Consider the following 12,237-nt stretch of genomic DNA (forward strand, 5'->3'; position numbering starts at 1 on the left):
GCCAGAGGGGGGTGGGACGGAGTGCCTTCATTGGCCTTTTGCTGAGCATCTTCTGCCTCCTCCTCCCCATCGCCGCCCTTGCCGCCGACCTACCCCCGCTTAGCGGCCGTGTCGTCGACAATGCCGGCATTGTCGATGCCGGCACGCGCGCGGCGCTGACCCAGAAACTCGCCGATTTCGAGAAGAAAGGCTCCGATCAGATCGTCGTCGCGACCATCCCCACCCTCGGCGGCGAGGAGATCGAGCCCTACGCCAACCGGCTGTTCCGCTTCTGGAAGCTCGGCCAGGCCAAGGAGAACAATGGTGTTCTTCTCCTGGTTGCGCCGAACGATCGCAAGATGCGCATCGAGGTCGGCTATGGGCTGGAAGGCACGCTGACCGACCTGCACACCAAACTGATCATCGAGAACGACATGGTGCCGGCCTTCCGCGCCGGGGACTTCTCCGGCGGCATCAGCAAGGCCGTCGACGACATCATCATGGTGCTGGAGGGCAATCCGGAGGAGCTGGAGGCGCGCGGCAAGCGCAACGAGCAGGCGCCGTTCAACTCCGACGACCTGTTCTTCGCCATCTTCATCACCCTCTGGGCGCTGATCTTCTTCGGCAGCATCGCGCTGACGGTGTTGCCGCCGATCTTCGGCCAGAGGATCGGGCCCGGCCGCTACCGCTGGCTCGGCATGACCTTCGAACCCAGCCGGCGATCCTCCGGCGGATGGTCGTCCGGTGGCGGCGGCTGGTCGTCGGGCGGTGGAGGTTGGTCCTCCGGTGGCGGCGGTGGCGGGTTTTCCGGCGGCGGCGGTTCGTCGGGCGGCGGCGGCTCCTCTGGAAGCTGGTGAGAAACCATGGCAACGCGACCGATCAGCCCCGAGGACCATGACCGCATCGCCGAGACCATCCGTGCCGCGGAAGCAAGGACCGACGGCGAGATATACTGCGTCGTGGCGGGGTCCAGCGACGGCTATTTCTTCCCGGCCGCGTTCGCGGCGGCGCTCGCCACGATTGTCGTCAGCCTCGCAGTGGCCTACGGGCTGGAAGCCTTGTGGCTGACCATCCGTTTGCCGCATTTCGTGCTTGCTCAGCTTCTGGCGTTTGGCTGCATGCTTGCGCTCCTCTGGGCGCTGCCCGGCTTGCGAATTCACCTCGTGCCGAAACGGCTGCGCTACCAGGCGGCGCATGCCAATGCGATGAAGCAATTTCTCGCGCGCAACGTCCACCGCACCCAGGCGAGGACGGGCGTGCTGATCTTCGTCTCCATCGCCGAGCGCTATGCCGAGGTCGTTGCCGACAGCGGCATCGATGCTAAGGTCGGCCAGCATGTCTGGGATGGCGTGGTGCGGGACCTGACACAGCACGCGGGCGACGACCGACTCGCCGACGGCTTCGCCAAGGCGATCGAATCGGTCGGCGCGGTGCTGGCCGAGCATTTCCCGGTTACCGCCGGCGACACCAATGAATTGGATGACCATCTCGTCGAGATCTGACGGAACTGACTGAAAATCTGCTCTGCCGGGGCCGGGTGAGGGCTGGTTTTCGGCGCCTCCGACGCCGCCAAGCTCGTTTGTGAGAAAGCGCGGGCGCGACAGCGCGGACTCTTTGCAGTCGGGCCAAGCGGGTTTATGATTAACAAATCATGAACACGCTGACGATCGACATCCGGAAAGCCGACCCTCGCGATGCAATGGCTATCGCGGACGTGCACCAGGAGGCATGGCGCGGCGCCTATTCCGGCATCATCCCGCATCGCACGCTGACGGCCATGATCAATCGCCGCGGCCCCGATTGGTGGGCGAACGCAATTCGCAAGGCAGCGACCGTGCTGGTGGTCGAGATCGGGGGCACGATCGCCGGCTATGCCACGATCGGCAGGAACCGCGCCCGCGAGCTCAGGCAGCAAGGCGAGATCTACGAGCTTTACCTGCGTCCGGAATATCAGGGCATCGGCCTCGGCAGCAGGCTGTTCAAGGCGGCGCGGACGCGCCTTGCCGACCACGGCCTCAGAGGCCTGGTGGTGTGGGCGCTGGAGGACAATTACAACGCGCTGGCCTTCTATGCCGGCAATGGCGGCCGCGACGTCGCCGAAGGCGTCGAGGTCTTCGAGCAGAAGGCGCTGAAGAAGGTTGCCTTCGTCTGGGAATGATGGCCGCCACTTAAAGCGCGTAGCGGTGACGTGCTTCAAGTCTTCGTTTGATGCATATCGTTCGCCCAAAACCGCTGCGCAGTCTTGGGCGACATGCATTGGGTTACAATCCATCACAAACTGTGCGCTTCCATTAGCGTCCAGTGCTATTCGCCGCATTGCACCATGAAGCGCCGCCCGCTATCGATCTCACAAATCGAGAGAGGGATTTGAGCATGCGCATCGAAGCCGTACCAACGGGGAAGAATCCGCCCGAGGACATCAACGTCATCATCGAGGTGCCGATCGGCGGCGAGCCGATCAAGTACGAGATGGACAAGGAGGCCGGCACGCTGTTCGTCGACCGCTTCCTGCACACCTCGATGCGCTATCCCGGCAATTACGGCTTCGTGCCGCACACTTTGTCGGGGGACGGCGACCCAATCGACGTGCTCGTCTGCAACACGCGCGCGCTGGTGCCGGGCTGCGTCATCAATGTGCGGCCGATCGGCGTCTTGATCATGGAAGACAATGCCGGCCAGGACGAGAAGGTGATCGCGGTTCCCTCGCCGAAGCTGACGCTGCGCTACGAGAATGTCACCGAATACACGCACCTGCCGGAAATCACCCGCCAGCAGGTGCAGCACTTCTTCGAGCACTACAAGGATCTCGAGCCCGGCAAATGGGTCAAGATCGAGGGCTGGCACGATTCCAACTATGCCAAGAAGATGATCGTCGAGGCGATCGAACGGGCGAAGGCGGTCAAGTAGGTAAGCGGCAGCCAACGGCTGGGCGATGGGGCTTGGGCGAGCCCTCAACGTCGTCATCCCAGGGCGAAGCAGGAGCGCAGCTCCGTCGCGGAGACCCTGGGATCCATGCCGTGAGGTCGCGCGAAGATCGTTACGGAACAGAATTACTGCACCGTGGCAACGCCTTGATGTAACGGCATGGATCCTTGGGTCTGCGCCGCGTCGCTTCGCTCCTTGCTCCGCCCAAGGATGACGGATGCGCAACCTTCGCCGTCTCGCATTCGTCGAACACCCTCTGATTTCTAGTTATCTACTCGCCCGAAGTCCGGCACGTTGCCGATCACCTCGCGCTTGTCCTTGCCGCAAGCAAAACCCTTCGCCTTTTGGTCGGCGAGCTTGCGGGCCTGATCGTTGGCCTGAGGGTTGCCGGTAGCGAGCACGAGGCCGATTGTGCAGCCCTCATGCTCCTCCGGCTGCGCGACCTTGGCGACGACCAGCACCTCGGTCGGCTTGTTTTCGTTTTCGGGATTGCTGATCTCGCGACGATGAATGACGGCGAAGGGCACCGCCTTGTCGCCATTGGTTTCGATGCGCCACTCGACCTTCGCCCCAGCGGTGTTGAACCCGGAGAAACTCTCCCAGATGGCGGTCATGTCGTCGGAGGGAAAACCGTAGTAGACGGACTCGCGCGCGTCGTCATAGCCGATCAGCACCGGATAGCCGCGATAGCCGGCGCAGGCGAGGTTCGCCCAGTCGCCGTCGCCTTCTTCCGATTGCGCGTAGGTCACGCAGTCCTTCTTCCAGTCGAGGTCGGTATAGTCGCTGGAAATGTCGCCGGCATGGGCCGAGCCACCAAGGATGACAAAGGCAGTAAGAGCAAGCCAGGCGCGCATCCGAAGACCTCCGTTTGGTGCAGCAGCGTAGCGTTAAAACCCGCGTGAGCCTAGGAAGCTGGGTTGGCGCGAAGGGTCAATTGTCTAGGCCGGTGCTGCTCCTCACCTGCCTGCCGGCATCCTCTCCCTGTATAGCGACGGGGAGAGGGGCGCTCTCCTCGATGGTTTCGCCAACAGCCGACGTTGCAGGAAAAGCGCCGAAGCAGCGGACACTAGTTCTTCAAGCTGGCTTCAATCAGCAGATCGGCGTTACGGGCGACTGATGCCGCCGGTCCGCCGAGGCCGAACAATTGGCCGCTGATATAGGCGCCCTCGATCAGCAGCAGCAGCCCATCGCCCAGCGTGTCGGAATCACTCGCACCCATCGCGGCCGCCATGGCGCGCAGGCGCCGGCGCAATTCCTGCTTGTTGTTCTCGCTCACCACCCGCGCAGGATGGCCGTGCTCGGGATATTCGACCGCCGCATTGGTCATGCCGCAACCGCGATAGTCCGGCCTCTGCGTGCGTTTGCCGACGCGAGTGAGGAAAGCGATGATCTGCGCGCGCGGGTTGCCAGGATGCGCGTCCACGGCGTCGTCGAACCGCTGCCAGAATTCGAGGTCGTACTTGCGCAGATAGGAAGCGGCGAGTTCGTCCTTGGACGGGAAGGTCCGGTACAGGCTGGGCTTGGTGACGCCGGCGCGCCTGACGATCTCGTCGACGCCGATCGCCCGGATGCCTTCGCGATAGAACAGGTCGCGCGCCACGTCGAGGATCTTGTCGGCAGCCTTCGGCGCCGGTGCCGTGCCGGCTCCGCTGATCGACGCTTCAATTTTTTTGTCCGATGGCATTCAACAAACTCGCTTGACAATGTTACTGACCGGTACGTATGAATGGCGCCGCTCCACTGCAACGTACCGGTCAGTAACATGATAGCTCATTCCCGCCCCTTTGGCCAGCGCTACGCCTTCGTCGTCGTCGCAGTCATCTTCTTCTGCCTGCTGATCGCCGCCGGACTCCGTTCCGCGCCGGCGGTCATGATGCTGCCGCTGGAAGAGAGCTTCGGCTGGCGGCGCGATGTCGTCTCGCTTGCCGCCGCGGTCGGCATCTTCCTCTATGGCCTCACCGGGCCATTTGCCGCGGCGTTGATGGAGCGGATCGGGCTACGCCGCACACTGCTTGCCGCGCTGCTGATCATGTCGGGCTCCACAGCGCTCAGCCTGCTGATGACCAAGCCGTGGCATCTGCTGATCACATGGGGGGTATTTTCGGGCATCGGCTCGGGCGCGGTCGCGACCGTGCTCGGCGCCACCATCGTCAATCGCTGGTTCAAGACCAATCGCGGCCTGGTGATGGGGCTGATGTCCGCCTCCAGCGCGACCGGCCTGCTGGTGTTCCTGCCGCTGCTCGCCTCGCTGGCTCAGTCGGGAGGTTGGAAGCCGGTCGCCGTTGCCATCGCCATTGCCACGGCGGCTCTCGTGCCGCTGGTCTTTCTGCTGGTGCCGGAGCGCCCGGCTTCCATCGGCCAGGTGCGTTATGGGGCCGATGCCGACGACGTGCCGCCGGTGTCGCCGGCCGCGCAAGGCAATTTCCTGGCGCATACGCTGAACACGTTGCGCCGTGCCGCGGGAACCAGGGTGTTCTGGTACCTGTTCGCCACATTCTTCGTCTGCGGTTTCACCACAAACGGCCTCGTCGGCACGCACCTCATCGCCTTTTGCGGCGACATGGGCATCGGCGAGGTGCAGGCAGCCGGGCTGTTGTCGATGATGGGCATCTTCGACCTGATCGGCACGACGCTGTCCGGCTGGCTCACCGACCGTTTCGATCCGCGCAAGCTGCTTGGCGTCTATTATGCCGTGCGCGGCCTGTCGCTGATCTATCTGCCCTATTCCGGCTTCTCGGCCGTCAGCCTGATCATCTTCGCCGTGCTCTATGGGCTCGACTGGATCGCCACAGTGCCGCCGACGCTCAGGCTCGCCAACGAAGCTTTCGGCGACCGCAGCGGCCCGATCGTGTTCGGCTGGATCGTCGCTGGCCACCAGGTGGGCGCCGCGGCGGCGGCGGCCTTCGGCGGCACGATGCGCGAATTGCAGGGCAATTACGAGCTTGCCTTCCTGATCGCCGGCATGACCGGCATAGCCGCGGCCTGTATTTCGCTCTTGATCAACACGAGCAAGCCGGCTTTTGAGCCGGAACCGCAGGCGGCCTAAAGCGCGACTTCCCTTCTCCCGCAAGGGGAGAAGGGAAGAGCTGTGACCTGTTATCAAAATTTCATGGTTCCGATATGCGCCTGAAACATTGAGGCCGGAGGTTGGCGGTCCCGTTGAACGCCATCCGGAGACAGCCATGAACAAGCTCTCGTTAACCCGCCGCGCTTTCGTCACCTCGGCCAGCGCCTTTGCCCTAGTCGGCGCCTCCGGACTCGCGTTGCCTTACTATTCGCGCGCCAATCAGCGCCCGGCCTTCACCCACGGCGTCCAGTCCGGCGATATCGACGCCACCTCCGGCATGGTCTGGACCCGCACCGACCGGCCGGCGCGCGTGATGTACGAAGTGTCGACCACCGAAGGCTTCGCCGACGCCGTCAGGCTGGCGCCGCTCGATACCTCGCCCGCCAGCGACTATACGGTGAAGCGGCTGCTCACCGACCTCGCCGCCGACCAGGACATTTTCTACCGGATGACGGCCGCCGATCTTTCCGACATCAACGCCGTCTCCGAGCCGATCGTCGGCCGTTTCCGCACCGCGCCGGCGTCGAAGCGCGACGTGCGCTTCGCGTGGTCGGGCGACACCGCCGGCCAGGGCTGGGGCATCGACGAGACCGGCATGAAGACCTACTCCACCATCGCCAAGCACACGCCTGACTTCTTCCTCCATTCCGGCGACACGATCTATGCCGACGGCGCCATGAAGGACGAGGTCGACCTGCCCGGCGGCGGCAAGTGGAAGAACGTCGTCATGATCGACGGCAAGCGCAAGGTTGCCGAAACGCTGGACGAGTATCGCGACCAGTGGAAGTACAACATGATGGACAAGCACGTGCTCGCGCTTAGCGCCATCTGCCCGACCTTCTACCAGTGGGACGACCACGAGGTGGTGAACAACTGGTCGGATTCGAAGGACCTGACGACCGACAACCGCTACACGGAAAAATCCATCCCTGTGCTGGCGGCCCGCGCGGCGCGCGCCTTCCATGAGATGACGACCATCCGCTACGAACCTTCGGAACCGGGACGCGTCTATCGCAAGATCGCCCACGGGCCGCTGCTCGACGTGTTCTTCCTCGACATGCGCTCCTATCGCGGCCCGAACGGCCCCGACATGGAGGACACGCTGACGCCGAAGTCGCGCATGCTCGGCGAGCAGCAGACGCAGTGGCTGAAGCGCGAGCTGGCGAATTCCAAGGCGACCTGGAAGATCATCGCCGCCGACATGCCGCTCGGCCTCGTCGTCTGGAACGACGCGGCCAAAAAGGCCGGAGCCGAGGCGGTCAGCAACGGCGACAATGGCACGCCAAAAGGCCGCGAGCTCGAGTTCGCCGACCTGCTGCGCTACATCAAGAACGCCGGCATCACCAACACGGTGTGGCTGACCGCCGACGTCCACTATACGGCGGCGCATTACTACAATCCGGACAAGGCGCAGTTCCAGGATTTCAACCCGTTCTGGGAATTCGTCTCCGGCCCGATCCACGCCGGCACCTTCGGTCCCAACGATCTCGACATGACCTTCGGGCCCGAGCTGAAGTTCATCAAGGCGCCGAGCGCCGAGCAGGGCCAGAACCTGCCGCCATCAGCGGGCCTGCAGTTCTTCGGCCTGGTCGACATTTCCGGCGCCACCGAGCAGCTAACGGTGCGGCTGATGGATCGCGACGACAACGAGCTCTACAAGGTCACGCTCGATCCGGTGCGGTCGGCTTAGGGTCGGCGCCAGGCACCCCCCTGTGCCCTGCCGGACAGTCCGGCAGGGCACAGGGGGGTGTCCCGGAGTGCCACCTTTGTCAGGTAGCCGTCGCAATATTAATCCGGATAGCAGGTCGCGGGAATGTTCGGCCAGACGGCGGTGTCGCAGTTGGCTGCCTTCTGGCGCTGCTTGAAGGCGGCGCTGACCGGGCCGGTGACGATCGGGTCGACCCCGTCCGGGGCGTCGGCAAACATCTGCTGCGCGGTTTTGGCATCACGGGGCGAGGGGTCAGCTTCTCTCAGGGCAGCCGCCGACTGTGCGGCGCCAGCCGCAACAAGCACGCCAAGCGCTGCCCACGCGAAAACCGGACGCAATCTGGACATCTGATCGGTCATGAACATGAAATTGCCCGGCCCCTCAAAGGTTCCCCCTTGGTTAACAGAATCATTTCACACCAAGACGTTTAAGAATCAGTGACCATTTATTTGGGGCGGGGCCTCCCCTTTCGCAATTGCGAAAAACCTTGTATGAGCCGCCCAACCGAAAAAGGCGGCGCTTTCGGGCCTGCTGCCTGCAACGCTCCCGAGACCAGACAATGAACCTCCGCAATATCGCGATCATCGCGCATGTCGACCATGGAAAAACCACGCTCGTCGACCAACTCCTGAAACAGTCCGGCGCCTTCCGCGAAAACCAGCGCGTCGCCGAGCGCGCCATGGACTCCAACGACCTCGAAAAAGAACGCGGCATCACCATCCTGGCCAAGGCGACCTCGGTCGACTGGAAGGGCACCCGCATCAATATCGTCGACACGCCCGGACACGCCGACTTCGGCGGCGAGGTCGAGCGCATCCTGTCGATGGTGGATTCGGCGATCGTGCTCGTCGACGCCGCCGAAGGGCCGATGCCGCAGACCAAGTTCGTCGTCGGCAAGGCGCTGAAGGTAGGTCTGCGGCCGATCGTCGTCATCAACAAGATCGACCGGCCGGACGCTCGTCACATCGAGGTGGTGAACGAGGTGTTCGACCTCTTCGCAGCGCTCGATGCGACCGACGAGCAGCTCGACTTCCCCATCCGCTACGGCTCGGGCCGCGACGGCTGGGTGTCGGAAAATCCGGAAGGCCCGAAGGACCATGGCCTTGCGCCGCTGTTCGATCTCGTCGTCAAGCATGTGCCGGCGCCGACGGTGCATCCCGGTCCGTTCCGCATGATCGGCACCATCCTCGAGGCCAATCCGTTCCTCGGCCGCATCATCACCGGCCGCATCGAGTCCGGTTCGCTGAAGCCCAACCAGGCGGTCAAGGTGCTGCACCATGCCGGCACGCAGATCGAGACCGGACGAATCTCGAAAATCCTCGCCTTCCGCGGGCTCGAGCGCCAGCCGATCGAGGAAGCCCAGGCGGGCGACATCGTCGCCATCGCCGGCCTGTCGAAGGGCACCGTCGCCGACACCTTCTGCGATCCGAGCGTGAGCGAGCCGCTGCATGCGCAGCCGATCGACCCGCCGACGGTGACCATGTCCTTCCTGGTCAACGACAGTCCGCTTGCCGGCACCGAGGGCGACAAGGTGACCAGCCGCGTCATTCGCGACAGGCTGCTGCGCGAGGCCGAAGGCAATGTGGCGCTCAAGATCGAGGAATCGCCGGAGAAGGATTCCTTCTTCGTCTCCGGTCGCGGCGAGTTGCAGCTTGCCGTGCTGATCGAGACGATGCGCCGCGAAGGCTTCGAGATCGCCGTGTCGCGCCCGCGGGTCGTCATGCAGAAGGGCGATGACGGCCAGTTGCTGGAGCCGGTCGAGGAAGTCGTCATCGACGTCGACGAGGAGCACGCCGGCGTGGTCGTGCAGAAGATGTCGGAACGCAAGGCCGAGATGGTCGAGCTGCGCCCCTCCGGCGGCAACCGCCAGCGCCTTGTCTTCCATGCGCCGACCCGCGGCCTGATCGGCTATCAGTCGGAACTGTTGACCGACACGCGCGGCACCGCCGTGATGAACCGGCTGTTTCATGCCTACGAGCCCTACAAGGGCGAGCTGCCCGGCCGCACCAATGGCGTGCTGATCTCCAACGAACAGGGTGAGTCGGTCGCCTATGCGATGTGGAACCTGGAGGATCGCGGCCCGATGATCATCGATCCGGGCGTCAAGGTTTACCAGGGCATGATCATCGGCATCCATTCCCGCGACAACGACCTGGAAGTGAACGTGCTGAAGGGCAAGAAGCTCACCAACATCCGCGCCGCCGGCAAGGACGAGGCGGTGAAGCTGACGCCGCCGGTCCGCATGACGCTGGAACGCGCGCTGGCCTGGATCCAGGACGACGAGCTGGTCGAGGTGACGCCGAAGACCATTCGGCTCAGGAAGCTCTATCTCGACCCGAACGAGCGCAAGCGCTTCGAGAAGTCGGCCAAGGTGATGGGCGCGGCGTAGGGTTTTAGCCCAGGCAGTTACTCAAGGGAGGGGGCATCGCTCCCTCTCTTTTCACTTCATGCACATGCGGCCGAAACGACAGCGTCACGGCCGGTCTCGCCGGAGAGGTCGACGCGTACGACCATGCCGTCGCGCACCGGCCTGCGCAGGGCTTTGGCGCCGCACGGTTCGATGGCGAGCAACCGCCGCGCTTCCCAGGCCTGCAGCCTCGACCGGGAGATGCCGAGCTCGCCGGCGAGCAAGCGGTCAAGCCGCAAGGGCGTTGCGGCATCGAGCCGAAGCTCAAGCCAAAGCGCCGTCGCGCCTTCCGGCCTGCCATCCAGCGGCTCCTTTCGCACCGTGACTTCGGGAGATTCTTCGATCCGCCCGACCCGATTTCTGAGCGCCACGGCATCGAAGCCATAGTGTCGGACCAGCGTCGGATCGTTGCGCTCCAGTGCAGCCATCAGCGCCGGTGCGATGTCGCGACGGTTGCATCGCTCGAAAATGGTTCGGTTCCAGGAATTGTCGCAGTCGGTGCAGCGATAGATCAGCCAGGCATCGATGCGCTTGCCGTTGGCGTTGACGCGGAACTTTCCGCTGCATTGGTAAGGTTTGACGCCGCCGCAGCGATTGCAGTTGATGAGAGGTCGAGGCGCGACTGCGGGCGCGACCACCCAGCGAATGCGCAAAGTTCGAGACATGCCGATAGGCCCTTCCCGTCGGGAAGTCCGTCAGCGCGGCAATGTCCGAGATGCCCATGCGGGCACGGTGTGGCGAAAGGCTGTAGTGGTTGAAAATCAGACGCCCGCGCAATTGCGCGACGGCGGCTCAGCAATGCCAAACCGGTCTCGAGCCGCCGCCTGAAGAACACATGAAATGATGCAGGCGCCGCCAAAGCGCGCCTGCGCGTGCTTTCGGGGAGTAGACGAGACCGGCGTTTACTGAGGCAAAGTGAAACTCGAAATCGGGAAGGATCGGCTCTTCTAGCCGTGCGACGGCGGGCGGGCAAGAGTATGCCGCCCGCCGTGTTTCACTCTGACGACCTTCGGGCGCTTTGGCGCTACATCATCTCGATGATCGGCGCGACCTCGACGCTGAAGGCCGGGTTCATCAGGATCGGACAATCCCTGGCCTTGGCGACGGCATCGTCGATATCCTTCGCTTCGACGATCGTGTAGCCGGCGGTTGGATTGCTGCCGCCATTGTTCTCGACCGCGCCGCCGGGCAGCACCGTTCTCGACATGCCGACAGGATTGCCGCCGTCGATCACGGCCGAACCCAGCTTGTCGTACCAGCCGGTCCAGGCATCCATCGCAGCTTTGCGCTCGGCCTCCTCGGTCGGCATCTTGCCGGAGCCGTGATAGACATAGAGAAATTTCGCCATGTTCTCCTCCCTTTCGGCGGCGTCGAGCCGGGATGCGGCAGCGCCGCCTGGCGGTATGCGGCTATGCCGCAATCCGATATGCGGCTACGCCGCAATCGTTGATATGCGAGCTAGCCGCAATCATCGCGGGCTAACCGCAATCGTTGATCATCGACCCAAACGGCGGGGCGGGCAACGAGAAATTCGACGTTGCTAATGTGAGGCCGGTGAGCCTCACCTTGCCATGGCGTGGTATTCGGGGTTCGGTCGCATGTCGACCGCGGCGGCCACCCGGTTCGACATGTTGAAGAAGGCGGCAGTCGAGGCGATGTCCCAGATGTCGCGATCACTGAAGCCCACCTGTCGCAACGCGGCGCGGTCGCCCTCGACGATCTTGGCTGGCTCCTCCGTCAGCTTGACCGCGAATTCCAGCATCGCCGTCTCCCTTTCGGGCAAGCCGGCGGCGCGGAAATTCATCACCATCATCTCGCCAAGAGCGGGCTCACCGGAAAGCTGGCGCACCGCCGCGCCATGCGCGGTCAGGCAGTAGTAGCACTGGTTGATCGAGGAAACGGCGACCGCGATCATCTCGCGCTCCAGCTTCGACAGGCCGGACTCGCCCAGCATCAGCTCGTTGTACATGTCGGTGAAGGCGCGCAGCTTCTTCTCGTCGAAGGCGTAGGCCAGAAGCACGTTGGGCACGAGGCCGAGCTTTTCCTCGCATTTGGCCAAATAAGCCTTCGTCGCTTCGCTCAGCTCCGCCCGGGCCAGGTCGAGCGCCGTAATCCTGTCGGTCATATCCGTTCTCCTCGCAGGGTGAGCGT

13 protein-coding genes are annotated in these 12,237 nt (G+C 63.8%); 7 read left to right on the forward strand and 6 right to left on the reverse strand.

Annotation, left to right across the window (positions count from 1 at the left end; translation table 11 throughout):
* Positions 1–11 precede the first annotated feature (11 nt).
* From A9K66_RS15310 to ppa, 4 genes are all read left to right on the forward strand, one after another.
* Entirely contained in the window at positions 12–836 is an 825-nt protein-coding gene (locus A9K66_RS15310; protein WP_067324914.1) for a YgcG family protein, read from the forward strand.
* 6 nt (positions 837–842) lie between these two features.
* The gene (locus tag A9K66_RS15315; protein WP_067324916.1) at positions 843–1,481 is read left to right on the forward strand and encodes a TPM domain-containing protein; all 639 of its coding nucleotides are present in this window, start codon (positions 843–845) and stop codon (positions 1,479–1,481) included.
* A gap of 149 nt (positions 1,482–1,630) precedes the next feature.
* On the forward strand, positions 1,631–2,137 hold the full coding sequence (locus A9K66_RS15320; RefSeq protein ID WP_067324917.1) for a GNAT family N-acetyltransferase: 507 nt from the start codon (positions 1,631–1,633) through the stop codon (positions 2,135–2,137).
* 215 nt (positions 2,138–2,352) lie between these two features.
* Positions 2,353–2,886 (forward strand): inorganic diphosphatase, encoded by a 534-nt coding sequence (gene ppa, locus A9K66_RS15325; protein ID WP_067001447.1) that lies wholly within the window; start codon positions 2,353–2,355, stop codon positions 2,884–2,886.
* A 281-nt stretch (positions 2,887–3,167) separates the two neighbouring features.
* On the opposite strand, the gene A9K66_RS15330 is transcribed toward ppa, so the two are convergent.
* Together A9K66_RS15330 and A9K66_RS15335 are read right to left on the reverse strand one after the other, a co-directional pair.
* Entirely contained in the window at positions 3,168–3,758 is a 591-nt protein-coding gene (locus A9K66_RS15330) for a hypothetical protein (protein WP_067324919.1), read from the reverse strand.
* 212 nt (positions 3,759–3,970) lie between these two features.
* A complete protein-coding gene (locus A9K66_RS15335) occupies positions 3,971–4,588 on the reverse strand; it encodes a TetR/AcrR family transcriptional regulator (protein WP_067324921.1) in 618 nt (205 codons plus the stop codon).
* Between the two features lie 78 nt (positions 4,589–4,666).
* Between A9K66_RS15335 and A9K66_RS15340 the strand changes: the two genes are divergently transcribed.
* Positions 4,667–5,950 carry an MFS transporter gene (locus tag A9K66_RS15340; RefSeq protein WP_067324923.1) on the forward strand — a complete coding sequence of 428 codons (1,284 nt, stop codon included), beginning with the start codon at positions 4,667–4,669 and terminating at the stop codon, positions 5,948–5,950.
* Between the two features lie 136 nt (positions 5,951–6,086).
* Complete coding sequence (locus A9K66_RS15345; protein WP_067324925.1) at positions 6,087–7,661, forward strand: alkaline phosphatase; 1,575 nt, start codon at positions 6,087–6,089, stop codon at positions 7,659–7,661.
* A gap of 98 nt (positions 7,662–7,759) precedes the next feature.
* On the opposite strand, the gene A9K66_RS15350 is transcribed toward A9K66_RS15345, so the two are convergent.
* Positions 7,760–8,044, reverse strand: a complete 285-nt coding sequence (locus A9K66_RS15350; protein ID WP_245307538.1) for a hypothetical protein — start codon at positions 8,042–8,044, stop codon at positions 7,760–7,762.
* Between the two features lie 194 nt (positions 8,045–8,238).
* Here A9K66_RS15350 and typA point away from each other — a divergent pair, with 194 nt between their 5' ends.
* The gene (gene typA, locus A9K66_RS15355) at positions 8,239–10,068 is read left to right on the forward strand and encodes a translational GTPase TypA (protein ID WP_067324927.1); all 1,830 of its coding nucleotides are present in this window, start codon (positions 8,239–8,241) and stop codon (positions 10,066–10,068) included.
* 56 nt (positions 10,069–10,124) lie between these two features.
* Here typA and A9K66_RS15360 read toward each other — a convergent pair whose 3' ends face one another.
* From A9K66_RS15360 to A9K66_RS15370, 3 genes are all read right to left on the reverse strand, one after another.
* Positions 10,125–10,751 carry a DUF1062 domain-containing protein gene (locus A9K66_RS15360; protein ID WP_067324929.1) on the reverse strand — a complete coding sequence of 209 codons (627 nt, stop codon included), beginning with the start codon at positions 10,749–10,751 and terminating at the stop codon, positions 10,125–10,127.
* A 359-nt stretch (positions 10,752–11,110) separates the two neighbouring features.
* Complete coding sequence (locus A9K66_RS15365) at positions 11,111–11,434, reverse strand: YciI family protein (RefSeq protein ID WP_067324996.1); 324 nt, start codon at positions 11,432–11,434, stop codon at positions 11,111–11,113.
* A gap of 213 nt (positions 11,435–11,647) precedes the next feature.
* Complete coding sequence (locus tag A9K66_RS15370; RefSeq protein WP_067324931.1) at positions 11,648–12,211, reverse strand: peroxidase-related enzyme; 564 nt, start codon at positions 12,209–12,211, stop codon at positions 11,648–11,650.
* Positions 12,212–12,237: the final 26 nt, after the last annotated feature.

Origin of the sequence: Mesorhizobium sp. AA23 (assembly GCF_001672435.1) — a bacterium.
Classification (GTDB): Bacteria; Pseudomonadota; Alphaproteobacteria; order Rhizobiales; family Rhizobiaceae; genus Mesorhizobium.